At 38.8% G+C, this 25,415-nt stretch carries 22 protein-coding genes; all 22 read left to right on the top strand.

Translation table 11 applies throughout. The features are described 5' to 3' along the window. The first annotated feature begins 27 nt into the window (after positions 1-27). The 22 genes from dxr to dapA all read left to right on the top strand — a co-directional run bounded on the left by dxr (position 28) and on the right by dapA (position 25,372). Positions 28-1,170: a 1-deoxy-D-xylulose-5-phosphate reductoisomerase gene (gene dxr / locus TY15_RS02650; RefSeq protein WP_040205003.1), complete on the top strand. Its 1,143-nt coding sequence runs from the start codon at positions 28-30 to the stop codon at positions 1,168-1,170. Positions 1,171-1,243: 73 nt separating this feature from the next. Further along, positions 1,244-2,503 carry an RIP metalloprotease RseP gene (gene rseP / locus TY15_RS02645; RefSeq protein WP_040205005.1) on the top strand — a complete coding sequence of 420 codons (1,260 nt, stop codon included), beginning with the start codon at positions 1,244-1,246 and terminating at the stop codon, positions 2,501-2,503. Between the two features lie 195 nt (positions 2,504-2,698). Continuing rightward, positions 2,699-7,021 carry a PolC-type DNA polymerase III gene (locus TY15_RS02640; RefSeq protein WP_042374038.1) on the top strand — a complete coding sequence of 1,441 codons (4,323 nt, stop codon included), beginning with the start codon at positions 2,699-2,701 and terminating at the stop codon, positions 7,019-7,021. 256 nt (positions 7,022-7,277) lie between these two features. Then, complete coding sequence (gene rimP, locus TY15_RS02635; protein ID WP_040205006.1) at positions 7,278-7,748, top strand: ribosome maturation factor RimP; 471 nt, start codon at positions 7,278-7,280, stop codon at positions 7,746-7,748. A 33-nt stretch (positions 7,749-7,781) separates the two neighbouring features. Further along, positions 7,782-8,906 (top strand): transcription termination factor NusA, encoded by a 1,125-nt coding sequence (gene nusA, locus TY15_RS02630; RefSeq protein ID WP_040205007.1) that lies wholly within the window; start codon positions 7,782-7,784, stop codon positions 8,904-8,906. 16 nt (positions 8,907-8,922) lie between these two features. Next, a complete protein-coding gene (rnpM, locus tag TY15_RS02625; RefSeq protein ID WP_040205008.1) occupies positions 8,923-9,195 on the top strand; it encodes an RNase P modulator RnpM in 273 nt (90 codons plus the stop codon). Between the two features lie 8 nt (positions 9,196-9,203). Next, positions 9,204-9,506: a YlxQ family RNA-binding protein gene (locus TY15_RS02620; RefSeq protein WP_040205010.1), complete on the top strand. Its 303-nt coding sequence runs from the start codon at positions 9,204-9,206 to the stop codon at positions 9,504-9,506. 19 nt (positions 9,507-9,525) lie between these two features. After that, entirely contained in the window at positions 9,526-11,838 is a 2,313-nt protein-coding gene (gene infB, locus TY15_RS02615) for a translation initiation factor IF-2 (RefSeq protein WP_040205012.1), read from the top strand. Further along, positions 11,835-12,116 carry a DUF503 domain-containing protein gene (locus TY15_RS02610; protein ID WP_040205013.1) on the top strand — a complete coding sequence of 94 codons (282 nt, stop codon included), beginning with the start codon at positions 11,835-11,837 and terminating at the stop codon, positions 12,114-12,116. The genes infB and TY15_RS02610 overlap by 4 nt, the downstream gene beginning before the upstream one ends. 17 nt (positions 12,117-12,133) lie before the next feature. Then, positions 12,134-12,505, top strand: a complete 372-nt coding sequence (gene rbfA / locus TY15_RS02605; protein ID WP_040205015.1) for a 30S ribosome-binding factor RbfA — start codon at positions 12,134-12,136, stop codon at positions 12,503-12,505. 86 nt (positions 12,506-12,591) lie between these two features. Next, entirely contained in the window at positions 12,592-13,509 is a 918-nt protein-coding gene (gene truB, locus TY15_RS02600) for a tRNA pseudouridine(55) synthase TruB (protein ID WP_040205132.1), read from the top strand. 31 nt (positions 13,510-13,540) lie between these two features. Next, entirely contained in the window at positions 13,541-14,494 is a 954-nt protein-coding gene (gene ribF, locus TY15_RS02595; RefSeq protein WP_040205018.1) for a bifunctional riboflavin kinase/FAD synthetase, read from the top strand. A 171-nt stretch (positions 14,495-14,665) separates the two neighbouring features. Next, entirely contained in the window at positions 14,666-14,935 is a 270-nt protein-coding gene (gene rpsO, locus TY15_RS02590; protein WP_007086827.1) for a 30S ribosomal protein S15, read from the top strand. Positions 14,936-15,205: 270 nt separating this feature from the next. Beyond that, positions 15,206-17,323, top strand: a complete 2,118-nt coding sequence (gene pnp, locus TY15_RS02585) for a polyribonucleotide nucleotidyltransferase (protein ID WP_040205020.1) — start codon at positions 15,206-15,208, stop codon at positions 17,321-17,323. A 144-nt stretch (positions 17,324-17,467) separates the two neighbouring features. Beyond that, a complete protein-coding gene (locus TY15_RS02580) occupies positions 17,468-18,415 on the top strand; it encodes a polysaccharide deacetylase family protein (protein WP_040205022.1) in 948 nt (315 codons plus the stop codon). 92 nt (positions 18,416-18,507) lie between these two features. Further along, positions 18,508-19,746: a M16 family metallopeptidase gene (locus TY15_RS02575; protein ID WP_040205023.1), complete on the top strand. Its 1,239-nt coding sequence runs from the start codon at positions 18,508-18,510 to the stop codon at positions 19,744-19,746. Positions 19,747-19,851: 105 nt separating this feature from the next. After that, positions 19,852-20,094, top strand: a complete 243-nt coding sequence (locus tag TY15_RS02570) for a YlmC/YmxH family sporulation protein (protein ID WP_040205024.1) — start codon at positions 19,852-19,854, stop codon at positions 20,092-20,094. Between the two features lie 324 nt (positions 20,095-20,418). Further along, entirely contained in the window at positions 20,419-21,321 is a 903-nt protein-coding gene (dpaA, locus tag TY15_RS02565; protein WP_040205026.1) for a dipicolinic acid synthetase subunit A, read from the top strand. Beyond that, the gene (gene dpaB / locus TY15_RS02560; protein ID WP_040205027.1) at positions 21,318-21,917 is read left to right on the top strand and encodes a dipicolinate synthase subunit B; all 600 of its coding nucleotides are present in this window, start codon (positions 21,318-21,320) and stop codon (positions 21,915-21,917) included. The genes dpaA and dpaB overlap by 4 nt, the downstream gene beginning before the upstream one ends. A gap of 154 nt (positions 21,918-22,071) precedes the next feature. Further along, the gene (gene asd, locus TY15_RS02555) at positions 22,072-23,121 is read left to right on the top strand and encodes an aspartate-semialdehyde dehydrogenase (RefSeq protein WP_040205029.1); all 1,050 of its coding nucleotides are present in this window, start codon (positions 22,072-22,074) and stop codon (positions 23,119-23,121) included. A gap of 32 nt (positions 23,122-23,153) precedes the next feature. Continuing rightward, the gene (dapG, locus tag TY15_RS02550; protein WP_040205030.1) at positions 23,154-24,389 is read left to right on the top strand and encodes an aspartate kinase; all 1,236 of its coding nucleotides are present in this window, start codon (positions 23,154-23,156) and stop codon (positions 24,387-24,389) included. A gap of 107 nt (positions 24,390-24,496) precedes the next feature. After that, on the top strand, positions 24,497-25,372 hold the full coding sequence (gene dapA, locus TY15_RS02545) for a 4-hydroxy-tetrahydrodipicolinate synthase (protein WP_040205032.1): 876 nt from the start codon (positions 24,497-24,499) through the stop codon (positions 25,370-25,372). Positions 25,373-25,415: the final 43 nt, after the last annotated feature.

Here is a 25,415-nt window from a genome sequence, read left to right as displayed (position 1 = left end):
TGTGCTTTTTATAGGAGTTGAATATTTTTGAAAGTTATTAGTTTATTGGGTGCAACAGGCTCAGTTGGGATGCAGACCATTGATATTATTCGAGAGCATCCAACTGAATTTAAATTATCAGCCTTTTCGGTTGGGAAAAATATAAACTTGGCACGGCAATTAATTATTGAATTAAAACCAGAGCTTGTTTCAGTGCAAGACCATGGTGATTGTCAAACACTTAAAGCGGAATTTCCACAAACAAAGATAACCTATGGACATGAAGGGTTGATCGAAGTGGCCGTTTATGAGAAATCGGATATCCTCGTTAATGCCGTTTTAGGTAGTGTTGGGCTTCATCCTACCTTACAAGCGATTGAATGTGGCAAGGTAATCGCCATTGCCAATAAGGAGACACTAGTGACGGCAGGACACTTAGTGATGGAAGCCGCTAAAAAGAATAATGTGCCTTTACTCCCAGTTGATAGTGAACATTCAGCGATTTTCCAAGCCTTACAGGGGGAAAAGGATAAAAATATTGAAAGACTAATTATAACGGCATCTGGAGGGAGCTTTCGTGACCGGACACGCACCGAGTTAGCATATGTGACCGTGGAAGAGGCCTTAAACCATCCTAATTGGTCAATGGGTGCAAAAATTACAATTGACTCCGCCAGTATGATGAATAAAGGATTAGAGGTAATTGAGGCACATTGGTTGTTCGATATGCCATATGAGCAAATCGATGTCTTGCTCCACAAAGAAAGTATCATTCACTCCATGGTGGAATTTCATGATTCAAGTATCATTGCCCAGCTAGGTACACCTGATATGAGAGTACCCATTCAATATGCACTTTCCTACCCTGATCGCCTGCCGTTGCCATCGGCAAACCGTTTGAACTTGGCAAGTATTGGCAAATTGCACTTTCAGGAAATGGATCTAGATCGGTTCCGTTGTTTACAGTTTGCCTATATGGCTGGTAAGCAAGGGGGAACAATGCCGACAGTCTTGAATGCTGCCAATGAAGTCGCCGTTGCTGCCTTTTTGGAAGGCAAAATTCGGTTTTTGCAAATTGAAGATCTAATTGAAAAGGCACTACTCTCCCATCAAACAATTGAAAGTCCAAGTTTAGCTTTGATAGAAGAAGTAGATCAGGAAACAAGACAATTTGTGCTTTCACTTTTATAATGAAATTGGAAGGGCTCGTTTAGCGACGAAGTAAGAAGATATTTCCCTATCCTGAAAAAAGGTGGTTTTAAATTTGACTACAGTTATTGCCTTTATTGTGATTTTTGGCGCACTAGTCTTCTTTCATGAATTAGGTCATTTTATTTTCGCTAAAAGAGCAGGAATTCTCTGCCGTGAATTTGCGATAGGAATGGGTCCTAAGGTATTCACACACAAGAAAGGCGAGACTACCTATACGATCCGTTTATTACCTATCGGCGGATTTGTCCGTATGGCGGGAGAAGATCCGGAAATGGTTGAAATCAAACCGGGATATAGAATTGGTCTTATGTTTGACAATGACAACAACGTTAACAAGATTATCTTAAACAATAAAGAAAAATTCCCTAATTGTCGGATTGTTGAAGTAGAATATGCTGATATCGAAAAGGATTTAGTCATTAAGGGATTCCCAGAAGATGAAAATGAAAGCTTACAGACTTTCGTTATTAATCCAAAAGCAGTCCTCGTTGAAAATGGGATTGAATCACAGCTGGCTCCGCTTGATCGACAATTTGGTTCAAAAACCTTAGCACAAAGATTTATGGCCATTTTTGCTGGTCCAATGATGAATTTTGTTTTAGCGTTTGTTCTCTTTATTATCATAGCCTTATTGCAAGGCGTACCTTCGAATGAACCGAAATTGGGTGTTATTACTCCTGACGGTGCAGCAAAATCAGCAGGTCTTCAAAAAGGGGATATCGTTCAGAGTATTAATGGTTCGGAAATCTCAAGCTGGTCTGATGTGGTTGAAATCATTCGAAAAAACCCAAATCAAAAACTTGAATTTTTGGTTATTCGTGATGGGAAAGAAAGTGAAATTCAAGTTACTCCACAAGAAAAAACAGTCGAGGGTAGTAAAATGGGGATTATAGGTGTCTATAGCCCCGTCGAAAAGTCGCCCATTCAGGCTATTAAGTCTGGGTTTACAGAAACCTATTTTTGGACAAAGCAAATTTTTGTGATGCTTGGTAAATTAGTAACTGGTCAATTTTCAATTGATGCATTGTCAGGACCAGTCGGAATTTACAAATCGACGGATGAGGTCGCTAAATCTGGTATTTATTATCTGATGAAGTGGGCAGGGATCTTAAGTATTAACTTAGGTATTATGAATTTATTGCCAATTCCAGCTCTTGATGGTGGAAGATTGATGTTTTTTGCTGTCGAAGCAGTTAGAGGAAAGCCGATCGATCGTCAAAAGGAAGGCATGGTTCATTTTATTGGATTTGCCTTGCTTATGCTACTGATGTTGGTCGTCACCTGGAATGATATTCAAAGATTCTTCTTGTGAAAAATGAAAAATATATTCTTAACAGAAATATCCGAAAAGGGATCGCAGTTGCGGTCCCTATTTAAATGGAAAAAGCATGATGAAATGGATGAAGTTTTATGTCGAATTAAGCCGAATCACCCGGTAACATATGCTATAATTATTTGTTGAGGTAGAAAGAATAGAAAAGATTTTCATATAGATGGGAGAGAGACGATGAGCGAACAGGCCGTAGGCAATAAAGAGCGATTCCAACTCTTGCTCCAACAGTTGCAATTAATAGAAGACGCGATAGTGGTCCATTTTAACAATGCGCAAATTGAAAGACTACTAGTAGAAAAAAAAGCAAGGAAGTGGCATTTTCAATTTTTATTTGAAAAAGTCCTGCCCTTCAATGTGTATTTAAAGTTTACCACACAGCTAGAAAGAACCTTTTCAAACATCGCTACGATTTCATATAGTATCCAGGTAACAAATCAAATCATCACCCCTGAATTATTACGCGATTATTGGAGCTATTGCATTCAACAAATTGATGGCATTTCACCGCCGCTTCTTAAACTATTAAATGAACAGGTACCGGAAGCAAGCGGTAATAAACTGACGATTACCGTTAGAAATGAGACAGAAGGATTAGCCTTAAAACGAAAATATGGACCAGTGATTGGAAATATTTATCAATCATTTGGATTTCCATTGCTTGCAATCGATACAGAAATAAAAAATGAAGAAAAAAATGATGAATACGAGAAATTTTTACTCGCTAAACAAAAGGAAGATCAAGAACGCGCCCTTATGGCGATGGTTGAGATGCAAAAGAAAGAGGCCGAAAAGGAATCGGGAATTGATGTTCCAAGTGGCCCACTAACAATTGGTTTAACAATTAAAGATGATCAAGACTTTCGTAGCCTCATAGATATAGTGGATGAGGAAAGAAGGATCGCTGTGGAAGGCTATATCTTTGATGCTGAAATCAGAGAATTAAGAAGCGGGCGCTCACTGCTAACTTTTAAAATTACGGATTATACAAGTTCCATATTGGTGAAAATGTTTTCAAGAGATAAAGAGGACGCTGCCCTATTCCAACTTGTCAAAAAAGGGATGTGGGTTAGGGTTCGCGGCAGTATTCAAAACGATACCTTTGTCCGTGACCTAGTTATGATTGGAAACGATATTAATGAAATTAAACCAGCAGGACGGAAGGATACAGCACCAGAGGATGAAAAACGTGTTGAACTTCATCTTCATACGCCAATGAGTCAAATGGATGCAGTCACTCCGGTAAGTGCATTGGTTGCTCAAGCTAAGAAGTGGGGTCATAAAGCAATTGCGGTAACTGACCATGCCGGCGCACAGTCCTTTCCTGAGGCATATGGGGCAGGAAAAAAGAATGATATTAAAATACTATACGGGGTTGAAGTAAACCTTGTTGATGATGGGGTACCAATCGCCTATAATGATGCCCACCGAATGTTAGAGGAAGATACTTTTGTTATTTTTGACGTGGAAACAACTGGGCTTTCTGCGGTATACGATACGATTATTGAGCTTGCAGCCGTTAAAGTAAAAGATGGGGAAATTATTGATCGCTTTGAATCTTTTGCTAACCCACATCATCGCTTGTCAGCGACAACGATCAACTTGACAGGTATCACGGATGATATGGTACAGTCGGCTCCAGAAGTCGGTGAAGTGATTCAGAAATTCCATGACTGGGTTGGGGATGATGTCCTTGTAGCCCATAACGCATCCTTTGATATGGGATTTCTTAATGTTGGTTATACAAAAATAGGACTGGAAAAGGCAAAAAATCCAGTAATAGATACACTCGAATTGGGGCGTTTTCTATATCCAGAAATGAAAAACCATCGTCTAAATACATTAACGAAGAAGTTTGATATTGAACTGACCCAGCATCACCGTGCTATTTATGATGCAGAAGCAACGGGCTATTTACTTTTAAAAATGTTAAAAGATGCTCTTGAAAAGGGGATCAAGTACCATGATGAATTTAACGATCATATGGGAAAAGGGAATGCCTATCAACGCGCTCGACCATACCATTGCACACTTTTAGCTCAAACTGAAGCAGGTTTGAAAAACTTGTTTAAACTTGTTTCCATTTCTCATATTGAGTATTTTTATCGAGTACCAAGACTACCTAGATCAGTTCTTCAAAAGTATCGGGAAGGTATTCTTGTTGGTTCAGGCTGTAATAAAGGTGAAGTATTTGAAGGGATGATGCAAAAGTCTCCAGATGAAGTCGAAGCACACGCCCGGTTTTATGACTATTTAGAAGTTATGCCGAAAGAAGTGAATGCACCGTTAATTGAAATGGAATTAGTCCGCGATGAAAAAGCCATGGAGGATATTATTAGTAAAATAATCACCCTTGGTGATAAATTGAACATTCCTGTGGTTGCAACGGGTAATGTCCACTATCTAAATGAAAATGATAAAATCTATCGAAAAATATTAGTTAATTCTCAAGGTGGAGCGAATCCATTGAATCGGCACGAACTTCCCGATGTCCACTTTAGGACAACCAATGAGATGTTAGATGCTTTTTCGTTTTTAGGCAAGGAGAAGGCAAAAGAAATTGTCGTCACCAATACCAACAAAATCGCTGATATGATTGATGACATTAAACCGATTAAAGATGATTTATATACCCCGCGTATCGAAGGGGCAGAAGAAGAAATGCGTGAAATGAGTTATGCAATGGCCCGGAGGATATATGGAGAGACTCTTCCGGAAATTGTGGAAGCCCGCCTCGAAAAAGAACTTAAAAGCATCATCGGACACGGGTTTGCGGTAATTTATCTGATTTCACATAAGCTCGTTAAAAAATCTTTGGATGATGGATACCTTGTTGGTTCACGGGGATCTGTCGGTTCTTCCTTGGTTGCCACTATGACAGAGATAACAGAAGTAAATCCACTGCCGCCACATTATGTGTGTCCTACATGTAAGCATTCTGAATTCTTTAATGATGGATCGGTTGGTTCTGGATTTGATTTACCTGATAAAGACTGTCCAAATTGTGGTGATAAATATACGAAGGATGGCCACGATATCCCATTTGAAACGTTCCTTGGCTTTAAGGGAGATAAAGTTCCCGATATAGATTTGAATTTCTCTGGTGAATACCAGCCACGTGCACATAACTATACGAAGGTCTTGTTTGGAGAAGACAAAGTGTTTCGTGCCGGAACGATTGGTACTGTAGCAGATAAGACAGCTTTTGGTTATGTCAAGGCCTACCAGCAAGATAATAATTTACAAATGCGTGGGGCAGAAATTGAACGTCTTGCTTCTGGCTGTACAGGGGTAAAAAGAACCACTGGGCAGCATCCAGGCGGGATTATCGTTATTCCAGATTATATGGATGTGTACGATTTTTCACCGATTCAATTCCCAGCAGATGATCGAAACTCGGAGTGGAAAACGACCCATTTTGATTTCCATTCTATTCACGACAACGTCCTTAAACTGGATATTCTGGGACACGACGACCCAACCGTTATTCGAATGCTTCAAGATCTCAGCGGGATGGATCCAAAAACGATTCCCACAGATGATCCAGAAGTGATGAAAATTTTTAGTAGCCCAGAATCGTTAGGCGTTACGGCACAACAAATCATGTGCAAAACCGGAACATTGGGTATTCCGGAATTTGGAACGCGGTTTGTTCGCCAAATGCTTGAAGACACAAAGCCGACTACCTTTTCTGAACTTGTTCAGATTTCAGGCCTATCACATGGAACGGATGTATGGCTTGGAAATGCACAGGAATTAATTCATAATCAGACCTGTAATTTAAGTGAAGTAATTGGTTGTCGTGATGATATCATGGTTTACTTAATTTACCAGGGGCTTGACCCATCCTTCGCATTTAAAATTATGGAATCTGTCCGTAAAGGGAAAGGTTTAAGCGAAGAAATGGAAGCAGAGATGCGGAAAAATGAAGTTCCGGAATGGTACATTGACTCTTGTAAAAAGATTAAATACATGTTTCCTAAAGCTCACGCCGCGGCCTATGTATTAATGGCTGTCAGGATCGCTTATTTTAAAGTACATCTACCGCTTCTTTATTACGCTGCCTATTTCACTGTTCGTGCCGAGGACTTTGATATTGAAGCCATGTCGCGAGGATCTGAATCGATTCGTGCCAAACTAGAAGAAATTAATGCAAAAGGTCTTGAAGCGTCAAATAAAGAGAAAAACCTATTAACGGTACTTGAACTAGCGCTAGAAATGACCGAAAGAGGTTTTACATTCCAAAATTATGATTTATATAAATCGGATGCTTCCGAGTTTATTATTGATGGAAATTCCTTAATACCTCCATTTAACTCTATTCCAGGCTTAGGAACAAACGCTGCTTTCAATATTGTGAAGGCTAGGGGTGATGGTGAATTCTTATCAAAAGAAGACTTACAGCAACGCGGGAAGGTATCTAAGACTATTCTCGAATATTTAGACAAACAAGGCTGCCTTGCATCACTACCAGAGCAAAACCAGCTATCGTTGTTTTAAAAAAGGATAACCTTGCTGGACTATCTGCACCGTGAATGAGTTTGCATATAAATCTTGGTTATGGTATAGTTTTATTGGAAATACTAAGAAATACTCTCGTGTTCAAGAGTGGGGAAACCCACTCTTTCGTTATGTAATCAAGCTGCGGGTAACCGCATCTTGGTTTTGTTTACTAATGTTTTTTAGAGTTACTTGATAAAACTATCCGTGAACTACATAGAATATGGGTGAAATAATATAGAGAAGGAGGTAGAGCATGAGCAAAGTAACGGAAGTTGTAGAAGAGCTAGCTGAACCTATTTTTCAAGAACTAGGCCTTGAATTAGTGGAAATTGAGTATGTGAAGGAAGGAAAAAGTTGGTTTCTTCGCGTATATATTGATTCAGATAAAGGTGTTGATATTGAGGACTGCGGTGTAGTGAGCGAGCGACTAAGTGAAAAACTCGATGAGATTGACCCCATTCCCCATAACTACTTTCTTGAAGTGTCATCACCAGGTGCGGAGCGTCCATTAAAAAAGGAAAAGGACTTTGAAAAGGCAATCGGTAAAAATGTCTTTATCAAAACCTATGAACCAATTGATGGGGAAAAAAGCTTCGAGGGTACCTTACTCGAATTTAATGGTCAATATCTAAAAATTGAAGTGAAAATTAAAACTCGTAAAAAAACTGTTGAAATTCCATATGAAAAAGTAGCAAATGCACGATTAGCTGTTATTTTTTCATAAAAAAATTGAATATGATTAGGGGGATACAAGCAAATGAGCAGCGAATTATTAGATGCTCTTACAATACTGGAAAGAGAAAAAGGTATTTCTAGAGATATTTTAATTGAAGCAATCGAGGCAGCACTTGTATCGGCATACCGCCGTAATTTTAATCAAGCCCAAAATGTCCGTATTGACATGAATTTAAAAGTGGGCGCTATGCGTGTTTTTGCACGAAAAGAAGTAGTAGATCAAGTATTTGATCCACGCCTTGAAATTTCTTTAGAAGATGCACAGCAAATTAATCCTAACTACAACGTTGAAGATGTAGTTGAAATGGAAGTTACGCCAAAAGATTTTGGCAGGATTGCTGCCCAAACTGCTAAGCAAGTGGTCACACAACGTGTCAGAGAAGCTGAGAGAGGTATTATTTATTCAGAGTTTATTGACCGTGAAGAAGATATCATGACCGGGATTGTTCAAAGGCTGGATTCTAAATTTATATATGTCAGCCTAGGTAAGATTGAAGCATTATTACCTGTTAGTGAACAAATGCCTAATGAACGATATAAGCCACATGATCGCATCAAGGTATTTATCACCAAGGTTGAAAAGACAACAAAAGGTCCGCAAATATTCGTGTCTCGGACCCATCCAGGATTGTTAAAACGCCTTTTTGAAATAGAAGTTCCTGAAATTTATGATGGAACAGTCGAGATTAAATCAGTTGCTCGAGAAGCGGGAGATCGTTCGAAGATTTCCGTTCATTCAGATAATCATGAGGTCGATCCAGTTGGATCTTGTGTTGGACCGAAAGGAACAAGGGTTCAGGCAGTTGTTAATGAATTAAAGGGTGAAAAGATCGATATTGTGAAATGGTCAGATGATCCCGTTGTTTTTGTTGCCAATTCCTTAAGTCCTTCTAAAGTGCTTGATGTAATGGTGAGCGAAAATGAAAAAGCAACAACCGTCGTTGTTCCAGATTATCAGCTTTCTTTGGCAATTGGTAAACGAGGCCAAAATGCCCGCCTTGCAGCAAAATTAACAGGCTGGAAAATTGATATTAAATCAGAAACAGAAGCACGAGAACTGGGAATTTATCCACGTGAAGAAACAATCAGACTGTTTGATGATCAGGTTGAGACTGATTTTGATTTTGAAGATGAGTTAGACGATTAGGTGAGGTGAATGGCGAGTGAACACAAAGAAAAAAGTTCCAATGCGCAAATGTGTGGCAACCGGTGAAATGAAGCCGAAAAAAGAACTCGTTCGCATCGTTCGTTCTAAAGAAGGGGAAGTATCCATCGACTTAACCGGTAAAAAATCCGGCAGAGGTGCATACCTTTCAAAGGACAAGGAAGCTGTCCTACTAGCCAAGAAAAAAAATACCTTGTCTAATCATTTAGAGGTTCCGATAAATGATTCTATTTATGAAGAATTACTTGAGCTAATAGAGAAGGAGAATTGACTATCCAAATGAGACAGAATCAATGGATGTCATTACTTGGCTTGGCCAATCGAGCGCGTAAAATCATATCGGGTGAAGAGCTTGCCGTTAAGGAAATCCGAAACGGAAAAGCAAAGCTCGTTTTATTAGCTGCAGATGCATCTGCAAATACGACTAAAAAAATTACAGATAAATGTAATTCCTATCAAGTTCCATTCAAATTGGTGGAAGATCGTCATCTTCTTGGTCAAGCAATTGGCAAAGAAGCCCGCGTAGTTGTAGCTGTTATGGATGATGGATTTGCAAAAAAACTGGTTACGTTGCTCGATTAAATCTAGCGGGGGTGAAATAATGAGTAAAGTCCGTGTTTATGAATACGCTAAGAAACACAATATATCCAGTAAAGAAATTATCAATAAATTAAAAGAAATGAATATAGAGGTCTCCAATCATATGGCAACAATAGAAGATGAAGATATAAAAAAACTCGATGCAACTTATAATAAAAAAGAAACCAATTCATCACAGCAAAAACAGAATCACAATAGCCAGCAAAATCGCAACAATACCCGTCCTGCTGGACAGCAAAATCGTTCAACTCAAAGACCAGCACAGTCAGGTCAAAAACCGCAGGTACAGGCTAAAACACCTAAAGCATTTGAGGAAGCTGCAGATAAAAATACCGATCCTAGCAAGGTAAAGGTTGCCTCAGCTCCAAAAAAGGTGGAAGGCAAGAAACAAAATCAAGAAACTCAAACAAAAGAAAATAAAGTTTTTAATAACGCTGATAAAGCAAAGGCAAGACCTTATAATAATAACCAAAATCGTCATAACAATAATAATAATAAAAAGAAAAAAGCTCATACTCCTGTCCAAAATACACAGCCAGTGAAGAAAAAGGAGAAAGAGCTTCCAGCTAAAATTACTTTTAGCGAATCACTAACGGTTGGAGAATTAGCGAAAAAGATCTATCGTGAGCCTTCAGAAATCATTAAAAAGCTCTTCTTACTTGGCGTTATGGCAACCATTAACCAAGTTTTAGATAAAGATGCGATTGAATTGATTGCCGGAGAATATGGTGTCGAAGTGGAAGAAGAAATTAAAATCGATACGACTGATTTAGAAGTGTATTTTACTGAGGATCCTAAGGAAGACTTAGTGGAAAGACCTTCGGTTGTTACAATCATGGGGCACGTTGACCATGGAAAAACAACATTACTTGATTCGATTCGAAATACAAAGGTAACAGAAGGTGAAGCTGGAGGAATTACACAGCATATCGGAGCTTACCAGGTCGTTGAAAATGGAAAGAAAATTACTTTCTTAGATACGCCGGGACATGCTGCCTTTACAACTATGCGTGCTCGAGGTGCGAAAATTACTGACATCACCATTCTTGTTGTTGCAGCAGATGATGGTGTTATGCCACAAACGGTTGAAGCAATTAACCACGCGAAAGCGGCTGAGGTTCCAATTATTGTTGCCGTTAATAAAATGGATAAAGAAGCAGCAAATGCTGACAGAGTTATGCAAGAATTGACTGAGCATGGATTAGTATCGGAAGCTTGGGGTGGGGATACCATATTTGTCCCATTATCCGCAAAAACCGGAGAGGGCATTGATAGCCTTCTTGAAATGATTCTCCTTGTAGGTGAGGTAGAAGAATACAAGGCCAATCCTAATCGTAAAGCTGTTGGTACAGTAATTGAGGCACAATTAGATAAGGGTCGTGGATCGGTTGCAACTTTACTAGTTCAAAACGGTACCTTAAAAATTGGCGATCCAATCGTTGTAGGAAACACCTTTGGTCGTGTTCGTGCGATGGTAAATGATAAAGGACGTCGTGTTAAAGAAGCTGGCCCATCGACTCCAGTTGAAATCACAGGTTTAAATGACGTTCCACAAGCTGGTGACCGTTTCGTCGTATTTGAAGATGAAAAGACCGCACGTCAAGTTGGGGAAGCACGTGCACAATCTGCATTAGTTGCCCAACGTGGTGAAAAATCTATTGTTAGTCTTGAAACGCTCTTTGATCAATTGAAGCTAGGGGAAATGAAGGATCTAAACATCATCTTAAAAGCTGATGTTCAAGGTTCTGCAGAGGCCGTTGCTGCTTCATTACAAAAAATTGACGTTCAAGGTGTCAACATTAAAATTATTCATAGTGGCGCAGGAGCCATTAATGAGTCAGATATTACACTTGCAGCTGCATCGAATGCTATTGTTATCGGCTTTAACGTGCGTCCTGATGTTAATGCGAAGCGTGCAGCTGAGGCTGAAAAGGTTGACGTTCGTCTTCACCGCATCATCTATAAAGTGATTGAAGAGATTGAAGCGGCTATGAAGGGTATGCTTGATCCAGAATTCCAAGAAAAGATTATTGGTCAGGCTGAAATCCGTCAAACCTTCAAAGTTTCTAAGGTGGGTACTATTGCCGGTTCTTATGTAACCGATGGTAAAATTACACGTGATAGCGGTATTCGCTTAATTCGTAACGGTGTCGTCATTTTCGAAGGACAAATTGATGCCTTAAAACGTTTTAAAGACGATGCAAAAGAGGTTTCACAAGGATATGAATGTGGAATTACCATTAAAAACTTTAATGATGTTAAAGAAGGAGATATCATTGAAGCATATGTAATGGAAGAAATTGAACGAAAATGATCATCGGTGTAGCCGAATGTGAATGCATGATTTATAATGCTCATTCTTTAAAAGAGAAACGCGCTGTCTTGCAGCGTATCCTTACTCGATTAAAACAAAAATTTAATGTATCCGTGGCAGAGGTTGGCTATCAGGACGTATGGCAAAGAACAACAATTGCCATTGCTGTTGTTACCTCTACACGGGTATCGACTGAGCATGAATTGCAAAATGCACTAAAACTAATCGACTCATTTCCAGAAATAGAAAGAACGATCACCGAGATTGATTGGCTTTAAGTTAAGAGGTGAATGTGATGAGCCACAGAGCAAACCGTGTTGGAGAACAAATGAAAAAAGAACTTGGTGACATCATCGGTCGTAAAATTAAAGATCCTCGGATCGGCTTTGTGACAGTTACTGATGTTCAAGTAACAGGAGATCTGCAACAGGCAAAAGTATATATATCTGTATTAGGTGATGAAGAGCAAAGGGAAAATACCTTAAAGGGACTAGCAAAAGCCAAAGGTTTTATTCGAACCGAAATTGGCCAGCGTATTCGCCTTCGCAAAACACCTGAAATTATCTTTGAATGGGACGAATCAATCGATTACGGCAATCGAATTGAAACATTACTTCATTCATTGCATGCAGATGATAAACCAATGGAAAAAAATGAAGAAGAATAGAGGATAGACAATTGTCTATCCCTTTTTTTAATGGGTTTTCCTTAGGAGACTTTCTCCTTAAATTGAGTGTAGAAAGAAGGGATAAGATGGAAGGGATATTACCATTATTTAAACCAGCAGGGTTAACTTCTCACGATTGTGTTTTTAAATTGAGAAAAATTTTAAAAACAAAAAAAGTTGGCCATACAGGCACACTTGATCCTGATGTGACGGGCGTATTACCTATTTGTATTGGGAAAGCAACTAAGGTAGCGGAGTACATAACGGATGCAGGTAAAGCTTATGTTGGTGAAGTTACACTGGGCTTTTCCACAACTACTGAAGATGCATCCGGCGAAGTCGTAGAAAAAAAAACTGTAAACCGGACTATTTCTAGAGCAGAGATTATGAAGGTACTCCAATCATTGACCGGAGAAATTGAACAAACTCCTCCGATGTTTTCAGCAGTGAAAATAGGTGGGGTCCGCCTTTACGAATATGCACGAAAAGGAATCGAAGTAGAGCGACCGACAAGAAAGGTTACCATCTATTCAATCGAGATGCTTGATGATCGGGAACATTTTGAAGGAGAACTTATTTCATTCCGCTTTAGAGTTAGCTGCAGTAAAGGTACCTATATCCGTACATTGGCTGTCATGATTGGTGAGTCACTTGGTTTTCCAGCGCATATGTCCTACTTACAGAGAGTTCAATCGGCTAATTTCACCTTGGAGAATTGTTTGACCTTTGAAGAGGTTGAAAAACATATGGAGGAAGGAACGATTTTCAGTGTGTTACAACCACTAGAAACGGCACTTTCTCATTTGCCGAAATTACTGATTAATGATAAAGTAGCAGAGAAAGTGAAAAATGGTGCACTATTACAAATACCAGAAGATTTTAATACTAGTAACGGACCGATTATTGCTGAAACAGTTGATGGAATGGCTCTGGCTATTTATTCAAAGCATCCTAATAAGCCAGGTCTACTGAAACCTGTGAAGGTATTACGTAACGATATATAAGAAGGTACGGTATAGAAAAGGTGAGTTTCATTTGGAAATAAAAAGGCTTAATTTCCCATATCAAGATGTAAGTAATGAGTTTCCACCTGTTGCAATTGCTTTAGGTTATTTTGACGGTGTTCATCGTGGTCATCAACAAGTCATTCTTGAGGCAAAAAATCAGGCAGAAAAGAATGGCATTTCTAGTGCGGTCATGACATTTGACCCTCATCCTTCTGTTGTATTAGGGAAAAATGAAAAGCATGTTCAATATATTACACCGTTAGAAGAGAAAATAAAGATAATTGAAGAATTAGGTATTGATTATTTATATATCATTCACTTTACTCCCGAATTTGCAAACCTGCTCCCACAGGAATTTATCGATCAGTATGTGATAGGGTTAAATGTCCAACACGTTGTGGCTGGGTTTGATTTTTCCTATGGAAGAATGGGGAAAGGGACTATGGAAACCTTACCATTTCATTCACGAGACAAATTTTCTTATACGGTTGTATCGAAATTTGTACAAGGTGATGAAAAGGTCAGTTCCACAAGAATTCGTCACCTCTTAAAGGAAGGCAAAACTGAGCAGCTTCCTACACTACTTGGCAGAAACTATACAACAACGGGGGAAGTTATTCACGGTGATAAGCGAGGCAGAACCATCGGGTTTCCAACTGCTAATATTCATATAAATGAGGAATATATCATTCCACCGACCGGGGTTTACGCAGTTAGAATGAGAGTTCGCGATAGCTGGTATGAAGGTGTTTGTAATGTGGGCTATAAGCCAACATTCAATAAAGATTCATTAAAGCTTTCCGTGGAAGTTCATTTGTTTGACTTTCAGCTAGATATTTATGACGAAGAAGTGACCGTTGAATGGCATCTTTATCTAAGAACAGAACAAAAATTTTCAGGTATCGATCAACTTGTCAATCAAATAGAAAAAGATAAACAAAACGCCTTACACTATTTTGAAATAAATCGACATACTTCCTGATAATAATGCGAACGAGAAGTTTTTTCTTGCAATATTATCAGGTTTCTACTTGCAATTTGCCGTAAAACAATGTATTCTTAAGTACGTATTACAAACAACCTTTGCTTGGCAAGTCGAGTCACCGACGCTTGCTCGGTAACAGGGGATATGAAAATTTAGGAGGTGAACTGGATGGCAATCACTCAAGAACGTAAAAATGAACTTATCAATGAGTACAAAACTCATGAAGGCGACACTGGATCTGCAGAAGTTCAAATCGCTGTCCTTACTGAATCAATTAACAATTTGAACGAGCATTTACGTACACATAAGAAAGATCACCACTCACGTCGCGGTCTTTTGAAAATGGTTGGTAAACGTCGTAATCTTTTGACTTTCCTACGTAATAAAGACGTTCAACGTTACCGTGTGTTAATTAATAAGCTTGGTCTACGTCGTTAGTCTACAGAAGCGGGAATTTTCCCGCTTTTTTATTAGGCTAAAAAAGATAAAAACTTGTTAGTGGACATGCTATTGACACATATGTCATAAATAAATTTTTATACATAATTTTAAGTCTAGGCCTTTTTGTGCATACTATAAATAATTTGGTTTAAACAGAAAGCTTCCTAGGCTTTTTTTATATTAGCTAGAATTAGTTTGATGATAATAACGAAAGGTCATTCTCTCGTATCATCATGCTTAGGGATTTAGATAGAGAGGGGTAAAAATATGGAACAAATGAAACATGAATATTCTATGGATTGGGCTGGTCGTAAATTATCAGTTGAGATTGGTCAGTTAGCAAAACAAGCAAATGGTGCAGTCCTAGTTCGCTATGGTGATACTGCCGTATTAAGCACGGCAACTGCTTCAAAAGAACCGAAAAACCTAGATTTTTTCCCGTTAACTGTAAATTACGAAGAGAGATTATATGCTGTTGGTAAAATCCCTGGAGGTTTTATTAAACGTGAAGGTCGTCCAAGTGAAAAAGCTATTTTAGCGAGCCGCTTGATTGACCGTCCGATCCGTCCGCTTTTCGCTGATGGTTTTAGAAATGACGTTCAAGTAATCAGTATCGTTATGAGTGTGGATCAAGATTGTTCCACTGAAATGGCGGCAATGTTCGGATCATCCTTAGCGTTAAGCACTTCAGATATACCATTTGAGGGGCCGATTGCTGGTGTTGTTGTAGGAAGAGTAAACAATGAATTTGTCATTAATCCAACCGTTGAGCAAGCCGAAAAAAGTGATATTCACTTAACGGTGGCGGGTACAAAAGATGCGATTAACATGGTTGAGGCAGGAGCACTTGAAGTCCCTGAAGAAATCATGCTTGAGGCGATTATGTTTGGCCATGATGAAATCAAACGCTTGATTGAATTCCAAGAAAAAATTGTCGCCGAAATTGGTAAAGAAAAAAGAGAAATTACTTTATATGAAATTGATCAAGAACTTGAAGCAGAAGTCAGATCACTTTGCGAAACCGATATGGTAAAAGCGATCCAAGTTCAAGAAAAGCATGCACGTGAGGACGCAATCAAAGTAGTTAAGAACCAAGTAATCGCGAAATTTGAAGAACATGAAGCAACAGATGATGATATGAAACAAGTGAAGCAAATTTTGGACAAGATTGTGAAGGGTGAAGTTCGCCGCTTAATTACAGTGGAGAAAGTTCGTCCGGATGGTCGTAAAATAGATGAAATTCGTCCGTTATCTTCTCAAGTAGGAATATTACCTCGTACACACGGTTCAGGATTATTTACACGCGGACAAACGCAGGCACTAAGTATTTGTACTCTTGGAGCTATGGGGGATGTACAAATTCTTGATGGTCTTGGGATTGAGGAAGAAAAACGCTTTATGCATCATTATAACTTCCCGCAATTCAGTGTGGGTGAAACCGGTCCAATTCGTGGACCAGGTCGTCGTGAAATTGGACATGGTGCCCTTGGTGAACGTGCACTTGAACCGATTGTTCCATCTGAAAAGGATTTTCCATATACAATTCGCCTAGTATCTGAAGTGCTTGAATCTAATGGTTCCACTTCACAAGCTAGTATTTGTGCTAGTACACTAGCGATGATGGATGCTGGGGTACCGATCAAAGCTCCAGTAGCAGGTATTGCAATGGGACTTGTAAAATCTGGCGAACACTATACCGTTTTATCGGATATTCAAGGGATGGAAGACCATCTTGGCGATATGGATTTTAAAGTAGCAGGAACAGCTAAAGGTGTTACGGCACTCCAAATGGATATTAAAATTGAAGGTCTTTCACGAGAAATTTTAGAGGAAGCTCTTCAACAGGCAAAAGTTGGCAGAATGCATATCCTAGATTCGATGCTTGCTACCATCACGGAACCAAGAGGTGAACTATCACAGTTTGCACCGAAAATTCTAACAATGACAATTAATCCTGATAAGATTCGTGATGTTATTGGACCAAGCGGAAAACAAATCAATAAGATTATTGAAGAAACTGGCGTTAAAATTGATATCGAGCAGGATGGTACTGTATTTATTGCCTCAACAAATCAAGAAATGAACCAAAAAGCTAAGAAAATCATCGAAGATATTGTTCGTGAAGTTCAAGTAGGCGAAATGTATCTTGGTAAGGTAAAACGAATTGAAAAATTCGGTTGCTTTGTTGAAATCTTTGCTGGAAAAGATGGTCTCGTTCATATTTCTGAACTTGCTGAAGAACGTGTAGGCAAAGTGGAAGATGTTGTGAAGATCGGCGACGAGCTTTTAGTGAAAGTAACTGAAATTGATAAACAAGGCCGTGTAAACTTATCACGAAAAGCTGTAATTAAAGAAGAGCGTGAAAAAGCAGAACAAAAAAATTAATCAGACTAGTCTGAGCTAAAAAAGTCAGGGACACTCCCTGACTTTTTTATGTACAATAACACAATTGCTGAAGCTGTCAGTAGCTTTTCTCAGTTCTACCTTGTCCTTTCGATACATAACCTGTAATGGAAGGGGGCAAGGTAGATGAAAAAGGTTATGATCCTAGTTGGTATATGTTTAATTGCTTGGAGTTTAGTAAATAATTCTATAATGAATCATTATGTATCAACTTTAAAGGAAACTGTACTTCCGGCCATGAAACAGAGTGATCCACTTTATCAAAGCATTGTGAAGAATGCATCTACATATGAAATTCCGCCTTCTGATGCAAAGATTGATTCGGTTTGGAAGGCCATTCCAGGATATAATGGACTAAAAGTTGATTTGCTTGCTTCATATAAGAATATGAAGAAAAAGGGCGAATTTAATGAAAAAAAACTAGTTTATACTCAGACAAAACCAAAGATTCATCTAGAAGATCTACCCCCCTCACCGATTTATAAAGGTCACCCGGAAAAACCAATGGTTACTTTTATTATTAATGTAGCCTGGGGGAATGAGTATTTATCTTCAATCCTTGCTACATTAAAGAAACATAATGTCTCTGCATCCTTTTTTCTTGAAGGAAATTGGGTGAAAAAGAATCCAGAACTAGCAAAAATGATCGTGAGCGCTGGTCATGAGGTAGGAAATCATTCATACTCACACCCAGATATGAAGAAGTTGACAGCACATTTGGCAAGAGAACAATTGAGCAAAACAAACGAAATTATTGAAGCTGCAACAGGGGTGAAGTGTGTTTGGTTCGCACCACCTAGTGGCAGTTATCGGGATGAGACAATTAAAATTGCTAATGAGCTAAACATGAAGACCGTTATGTGGACAGTTGATACAGTGGATTGGAGAAAGCCTTCACCTGAAATCCTGATTAATCGAGTGATGTCTAAAATTGAAAATGGTTCAATGGTCTTAATGCATCCAACCGAAGCAACTGCGAAGTCACTTGATCAATTAATTACTTTAATTAAGCAAAAAGGATTAGAAATTGGGACAGTTACGGAATTAATGAATGAGGAAAGAATTATTAAATAATTGGAGAGATATATCTGAAAATTGGAGAAAATACTTTTTAGAAGTATAATATATAATTGGAGTCGTTTCACTGTATAGTCAGGAGGAAGTTTATGATTAATAAGTACACTTGCCAAAATGGAGTAAGAATTGTTTTAGAAAAAATTCCAACAGTAAGATCTGTTGCCATCGGAGTATGGATTGGGACAGGTTCAAGAAATGAGGTTCCAGAAACGAATGGTATCTCCCATTTTCTTGAGCATATGTTTTTTAAAGGTACTAAAACACGATCTGCTAAGGAAATTGCGGAATCATTTGATAGCATTGGCGGTCAGGTGAACGCCTTTACATCAAAAGAATATACTTGCTATTATGCAAAAGTTCTCGACACGCATTCTAAATACGCCTTAGATGTGTTAGCTGATATGTTCTTTAATTCTACGTTTGTAGAAGAGGAACTAAATAAGGAAAGAAATGTCGTTTTGGAAGAAATAAAAATGTACGAAGATACCCCGGATGACATCGTTCATGATTTATTAAGCAGAGCGGTATTTGAGGATCATCCCCTAGGCTATCCAATTTTAGGGACAGAAGAGACACTAAATACATTTACAGGGAATTCACTGAAGGAATATATTCAAGAAAGATATACTCCTGAAAATGTTGTCATTTCAATTGCGGGCAATGTTTCTGAAAGTTTTATCCAAGAAGTCGAGAAATACTTTGGTTCTTACCAAGGAGAATCAACAGAAATCCCTGAAAATGTCCCAACTTTTCATACCAATCGAATCTCTAGGAAAAAGGATATTGAGCAAGCCCATCTATGTATCGGGTTTGAAGGATTAAAGGTTGGACATGAGGATATTTACAGTTTAATTACCCTTAATAATATTTTAGGGGGCAGCATGAGCTCACGCTTATTCCAAGAGGTTCGCGAACAGAGGGGATTAGCCTACTCTGTATTCTCTTACCATTCAGCATATCAGGATAGTGGAATTGTAACGGTATATGGTGGAACGGGAGCAAAACAATTAGATGTGTTGTTTGAAACTATTCAAGAAACACTTGATAAGTTAAAGCAAAATGGAATTACCGAAAAAGAATTGACTAATAGTAAAGAGCAACTTAAAGGAAGTCTAATGTTAAGTTTAGAAAGTACAAATAGCCGGATGAGCCGTAATGGTAAAAATGAACTGCTATTGAAACGCCATCGTTCTCTCGACGAAATAATTGAACAAATTGATGCCGTATCTAAAAACAGTGTTGACGAAATGGCAAGAACTGTTTTTACAGACAATTATTCAGTCACGTTAATTAGTCCAGATGGAGAATTTCCTAATAAAATGGTATAGGTTGGAGAGGTAATCCATATAAATGGTTTACCTCTTTTCTTTAGTCTAAATCTTGACCTCGCCCTATAAACTAATAGAAAAGGGATTGTAGGGGGTTCGATTGCGATGAGGTTAAGTGAGTTGAGTGGAAAAGAAATAGTCGATGTAAAAAAGGCAGAGCGACTTGGAGTACTTGGACAAACTGATTTAGAAATTAATGAGGGTACAGGGCAAATACAGGCGCTATTAATTCCCTCATTGAAATGGTTTGGATTTCGAAAACAAGGGGATGAAATCAGGGTACCATGGCAACATATTAAAAAAATTGGTTCGGATATGATCATTATTGATGTTCCTGAAGAGGATTAGTAATTTATACGAAGAAGGCCCAAGCAAATAGACTGTTGCTTGGGCTTTTTTTATAAGATAAGAAAGTATAAATTTTGACTTTGAGAATTGTCCAGCTCCAGGCGCCATCGGCTCGAGGTCACAAGCCAATCCGACCAAAAGGTTAAAGAACAACCTTTCGGCCGGCTCGTCTTGTGCTTGTCGACGATTACGGGCGCCTTGCGCTTTTCTTATTTCTATAAATGGAAAACTCACCGAATGCCCCGTTCCTACATAGAATGTTGAAGTGATAAAAAGAAATAGGAATTCCTAGTTGGAGTTTAAAAAAAGAAGGTGAATGTTTTCATGCTGACAGGGATGCAGATAGCCGTGATTGGCGGTGATGCCAGACAGCTGGAAATCATCCGTAAGTTAACTGAATTAGATGCGAGGTTATCGCTTATTGGTTTTGAACAGCTTGATCATGCCTTCACTGGTGCGGTCAAAGAAAAGTTGGAAGAAGTCGATTTTTCAAATATTGATGCCATTATCTTACCAGTGCCAGGCACTAATTTAGAAGGACATGTGGAAACGATCTTTTCGAATGAGAAGGTTATTTTGACAAGCGACATTCTGAGCAAAACTCCGGACCATTGTACGATTTATTCAGGGATCAGTAATCCCTATTTAAATGGTATTACCAAGGAGGCAAATCGAACTCTTCTTCAATTATTTGAAAGAGATGATGTAGCTATTTATAATTCAATCCCCACTGTAGAGGGAACGATTATGATGGCAATCCAACATACCGATTTTACGATACACGGTTCAAATATAACTGTTTTAGGTTTAGGAAGAGTTGGAATGAGTGTGGCCAGGACGTTTGCAGCAATGGGTGCCAAGGTAAAGGTTGGAGCACGAAAAAGTGAGCATTTGGCTAGAATTACGGAAATGGGCTTAATCCCTTTCCACTTAAATAATTTGGTGAACGAAGTGAAGGAAACTGATATTTTAATCAATACTGCACCACATTTAGTTGTTACCGCTATGGTCATTTCAAAATTACCAACCCATACGCTCATTATTGATCTTGCCTCAAAGCCGGGTGGAACCGATTTTAGATATGCTGAAAAAAGAGGAATAAAGGCTCTACTAGCACCAGGGCTGCCAGGAATTGTGGCCCCAAAAACAGCTGGTCAAATTCTGGCCAATGTTCTAGCACAACTACTTCAAGATGATGTAAGAAAGCGAAAGGGGAAAGTAAAATGAGTTTACAAGGTAAAAGAATTGGCTTCGGTCTTACCGGTTCCCATTGTACGTATGATGCTGTCTTCCCAGAAATAGAAAAATTAGTTCAGGCCGGAGCAGAGGTAATGCCAGTTGTGACTTTTACAGTTCAAAATACAAATACCCGTTTTGGTAAAGGGGAAGATTGGATTCAAAGAATTGAGGATTTAACAGGAAATAAAGTGATTGATTCGATAGTCAAAGCAGAGCCGCTTGGACCGAAGATCCCTTTAGATTGCATGGTCATTGCCCCGTTAACGGGGGGATCCATGAGTAAATTCGCCAACGCTATTAATGATAGCCCTGTTTTAATGGCAGCAAAGGCAACACTTAGAAATTTAAAACCTGTCGTCCTTGGAATCTCAACAAATGATGCCCTGGGTTTAAACGGTGTAAATTTAATGAGACTAATGGCAACAAAACATATTTATTTCATTCCGTATGGTCAAGACGATCCAGTAAAAAAACCTAATTCAATGGTTGCAAGAATGACGTTACTTTCTGAAACAGTGGAAGCAGCTATTCAAGGGAAACAGCTTCAACCTGTGTTAGTAGAAAGGTATAAAGATTCTGACTAAATTTCCTTCCCTCTTTCGGCAAAAAAGGTTATTTCTTGATAAGAATATGGTAAAATAAATTAATCTTTCATCAGAGGGGCAAGACCCTTCTGATGTCAAATTAATAAGATATGATCAGAAATATACAGTTGTTAGATTGAAAGGGGAACTAGATATGAATCAGCAAGACGGATTTCACGTTGCCGTTGTCGGGGCAACTGGAGCGGTTGGACAACAAATGATCCAAACATTAGTGAATGAAAAATTTCCAATTAGTAAACTAACCCTCTTATCATCCGCACGGTCAGCGGGAAAAAGAGTAGAAGTAAATGGTCAGGAAATAACGATTGAGGAAGCAAAGCCTGAAAGCTTTGAAGGGGTCGATATTGCCTTGTTTAGTGCTGGAGGTGGTGTTTCAAAGGAACTTGCTCCAGAGGCAGTTAAACGTGGTGCAATCGTCGTGGACAATACGAGTGCCTTTAGAATGGATGCTGATAAGCCATTAGTAGTTCCAGAAGTGAACGAATTGGACTTGCATCAACATAATGGAATTATTGCCAATCCTAATTGTTCCACTATTCAAATGGTAGTTGCGTTAGAACCTATTCGTCAAAAATATGGTTTGAAAAAGGTTATTGTTTCGACTTACCAAGCTGTTTCGGGTGCAGGTGCTTCAGCTGTAGAGGAACTAATAGAGCAAACGAAATCGATTTTAAATAATGAAACCATTGAACCGCAAATTTTACCTGTAAAATCAGACAATAACCATTATCAAATTGCATTTAACGCGATTCCACAAATTGATAAATTCCAAGATAATGGCTATACATTTGAAGAAATGAAAATGATAAATGAGACAAAAAAAATTATGCATTTACCGGAATTACAGGTTTCTGCAACTTGTGTAAGATTGCCAGTAGCTGTAGGTCACTCAGAATCCGTTTATTTTGAAATTGAAGCTGGGGATGTAAGTGCTAATGATATCAAAGCTTTATTAAAGGATGCTCCAGGTGTTGTCCTTCAGGATGATCCAGAAAACCAAATATATCCGATGCCAGCAAACTGTGTTGGCAAGAATGATGTTTTTGTAGGACGGATTCGAAAAGATATCGATGAAGACCGTGGTTTCCATATGTGGGTAGTTTCTGATAACTTACTCAAAGGAGCAGCATGGAATTCCGTTCAAATAGCGGAGCGTTTAGTAAAATTAGGATTAGTTAAATAAAGTTACCTAAAAAGGTAGGTTATGGTATCACAATGAAAATTATTGTTCAAAAATTTGGCGGAACATCTGTAAAAGATGAAAATAGTAGAAAACATGCACAAGGCCATATCGAAAAGGCGTTGGCAGATGGTTATAAGGTAGTTGTGGTTGTTTCTGCAATGGGCAGAAAGGGCGACCCCTATGCAACAGATACCCTTTTATCATTAATTGGTGGCAATTTAAGTAAAATCTCAAAACGGGAACTCGATTTACTTTTAGCCTGTGGTGAGATTATTTCTAGTGTGGTCTTTTCAAATATGCTTCTAGAGAGTGGAATTAATGCGGTTGCCTTAACTGGAGCTCAGGCCGGTTTTCGTACAAATACGGACCATACAAATGCAAAAATCAATGAAATGAAATGTGATCGGCTTCTTCGAGAACTTGAAAACCACGATGTTGTAGTTGTGGCAGGGTTTCAAGGAGCTTCGAAAAATGGTGATGTAACCACGATTGGGCGTGGGGGAAGTGATACTTCTGCTGCAGCATTAGGAGCTGCCCTTAATGCTGAATGGATTGATATTTTTACGGATGTGGAAGGTGTGATGACGGCTGATCCACGGATCGCTGAAAATGCGCGACCACTATCTGTTGTCACCTATACGGAAGTGTGCAATTTGGCGTATCAAGGAGCAAAGGTCATTCATCCAAGAGCAGTAGAGATTGCGATGCAAGCGAAGGTACCAATTCGTATTCGCTCCACTTATTCTGATAATTTAGGAACATTAGTGACTACCCTTAATAAGGATAATCGCGGCAGTGACATTAGAGAGCGTCTTGTTACAGGGATTGCTCACGTTTCCAATGTAACGCAAATAAAAGTGTTTGCGAAAAAGGATCAATACAATCTTCAAGCAGAAGTATTTAAAGCGATGGCAAATGAAGCTATTAGTGTTGATTTTATTAATATCTCCCCTAATGGAGTTATATACACCGTAACGGAGGAAATGGCCAATAAAGCAATTAAAGTCTTAAACGATTTGGGGCATGATCCTGTCGTTGAGCGCAATTGTGCCAAGGTTTCTGTTGTAGGGGCAGGTATTGCTGGGGTCCCTGGAGTTACCTTTAAAATTGTGAATGCTTTATCAGACCAGGGCATTCGCATCTTGCAATCAGCGGACAGCCATACGACTATTTGGGTATTGGTCAAACAGGAAGATTTAGTTAAATCAGTGAATTCTCTCCATGATGCCTTTCAACTAGAGGATGAATCGGTAGAATTTAAATATTAAATGTATTCCGCACATAAACACTTAAGAAAAATGTATTTTTAAATGGAATTAAACACGATACTACGGTTTGGAGTTATTATTCCGTATGTATTGAAAGGAGTAGGAAAATGGTTCATTTCGGGCGAGTTCCCACAGCAATGGTGACCCCTTTTGATAAAAAAGGGCATATTGACTTTGCAAAGACAACTCAATTGGTAAATTACCTGATAGAAAATGGAACTGACTCCTTCGTAGTTGCAGGTACCACTGGTGAATCACCAACGTTATCTAAAGAAGAAAAATTAGCCTTATTTGCTCATGTGGTAAAAGTCGTAAAAGGGCGTGTTCCAGTTATTGCTGGGACTGGGAGCAATAATACGTATGCCTCGATAGAATTGACCAAAAAAGCTGAACAACTGGGTGTGGACGCGATCATGGTCGTGGCTCCATATTATAATAAACCAAATCAAGAGGGGTTGTATCAACATTTCAAGGCAGTAGCAGAAGCTACCTCTCTACCAGTAATGGTGTATAATATTCCGGGCAGATCGGCGGTAAATATACATCCTGATACCATCATTCGCCTTTCCAAGATTCCTAATATAGTTGCAGTGAAGGAAGCCAGCGGCGATTTAAATGCTATGACAAAGATAATTGCGAATACAGATGATGATTTTGTTTTATACAGTGGGGATGATAGTTTAACTATTCCGGTTCTTTCTATTGGTGGGGTAGGTGTTGTCTCAGTAGCATCGCATGTAATTGGAAATCAAATGCAAGAAATGATTAAAGCTTTTTTTGATGGTGACATCGTCAAGTCTGCCAAATTACATCAGCAGTTACTTCCAATTATGAAGGGGCTATTCACTGCGCCAAGCCCAGCCCCAGTAAAAACAGCCTTACAGGTTAATGGATTCGATGTTGGTTCCGTACGCCTGCCACTAGTGGGCTTATCTGAACAAGAACGAACAACCTTGATTTCTTTATTAAAAAATAAATTATAATCAAAAGAGCTAACCGAAATGATGAAAATCGGTTAGCTTTTTT

The sequence above is a fragment of the Neobacillus jeddahensis genome (assembly GCF_000612625.1).
Taxonomy (GTDB): domain Bacteria; phylum Bacillota; class Bacilli; order Bacillales; family Cytobacillaceae; genus Neobacillus; species Neobacillus jeddahensis.
This window is presented reverse-complemented; position numbering and strand designations above follow the sequence as displayed.

Coding starts and splice junctions, on each gene's coding strand:
- TY15_RS02640 (WP_042374038.1), top strand. CDS start 2,699: ATGAGCGAACAGGCCGTAGGCAATAAAGAGCGATTCCAACTCTTGCTC.
- rimP (WP_040205006.1), top strand. CDS start 7,278: ATGAGCAAAGTAACGGAAGTTGTAGAAGAGCTAGCTGAACCTATTTTT.
- nusA (WP_040205007.1), top strand. CDS start 7,782: ATGAGCAGCGAATTATTAGATGCTCTTACAATACTGGAAAGAGAAAAA.
- TY15_RS02620 (WP_040205010.1), top strand. CDS start 9,204: ATGAGACAGAATCAATGGATGTCATTACTTGGCTTGGCCAATCGAGCG.
- infB (WP_040205012.1), top strand. CDS start 9,526: ATGAGTAAAGTCCGTGTTTATGAATACGCTAAGAAACACAATATATCC.
- TY15_RS02610 (WP_040205013.1), top strand. CDS start 11,835: ATGATCATCGGTGTAGCCGAATGTGAATGCATGATTTATAATGCTCAT.
- rbfA (WP_040205015.1), top strand. CDS start 12,134: ATGAGCCACAGAGCAAACCGTGTTGGAGAACAAATGAAAAAAGAACTT.
- truB (WP_040205132.1), top strand. CDS start 12,592: ATGGAAGGGATATTACCATTATTTAAACCAGCAGGGTTAACTTCTCAC.
- rpsO (WP_007086827.1), top strand. CDS start 14,666: ATGGCAATCACTCAAGAACGTAAAAATGAACTTATCAATGAGTACAAA.
- pnp (WP_040205020.1), top strand. CDS start 15,206: ATGGAACAAATGAAACATGAATATTCTATGGATTGGGCTGGTCGTAAA.
- TY15_RS02580 (WP_040205022.1), top strand. CDS start 17,468: ATGAAAAAGGTTATGATCCTAGTTGGTATATGTTTAATTGCTTGGAGT.
- TY15_RS02575 (WP_040205023.1), top strand. CDS start 18,508: ATGATTAATAAGTACACTTGCCAAAATGGAGTAAGAATTGTTTTAGAA.
- TY15_RS02570 (WP_040205024.1), top strand. CDS start 19,852: ATGAGGTTAAGTGAGTTGAGTGGAAAAGAAATAGTCGATGTAAAAAAG.
- dpaA (WP_040205026.1), top strand. CDS start 20,419: ATGCTGACAGGGATGCAGATAGCCGTGATTGGCGGTGATGCCAGACAG.
- dpaB (WP_040205027.1), top strand. CDS start 21,318: ATGAGTTTACAAGGTAAAAGAATTGGCTTCGGTCTTACCGGTTCCCAT.
- asd (WP_040205029.1), top strand. CDS start 22,072: ATGAATCAGCAAGACGGATTTCACGTTGCCGTTGTCGGGGCAACTGGA.
- dapG (WP_040205030.1), top strand. CDS start 23,154: ATGAAAATTATTGTTCAAAAATTTGGCGGAACATCTGTAAAAGATGAA.
- dapA (WP_040205032.1), top strand. CDS start 24,497: ATGGTTCATTTCGGGCGAGTTCCCACAGCAATGGTGACCCCTTTTGAT.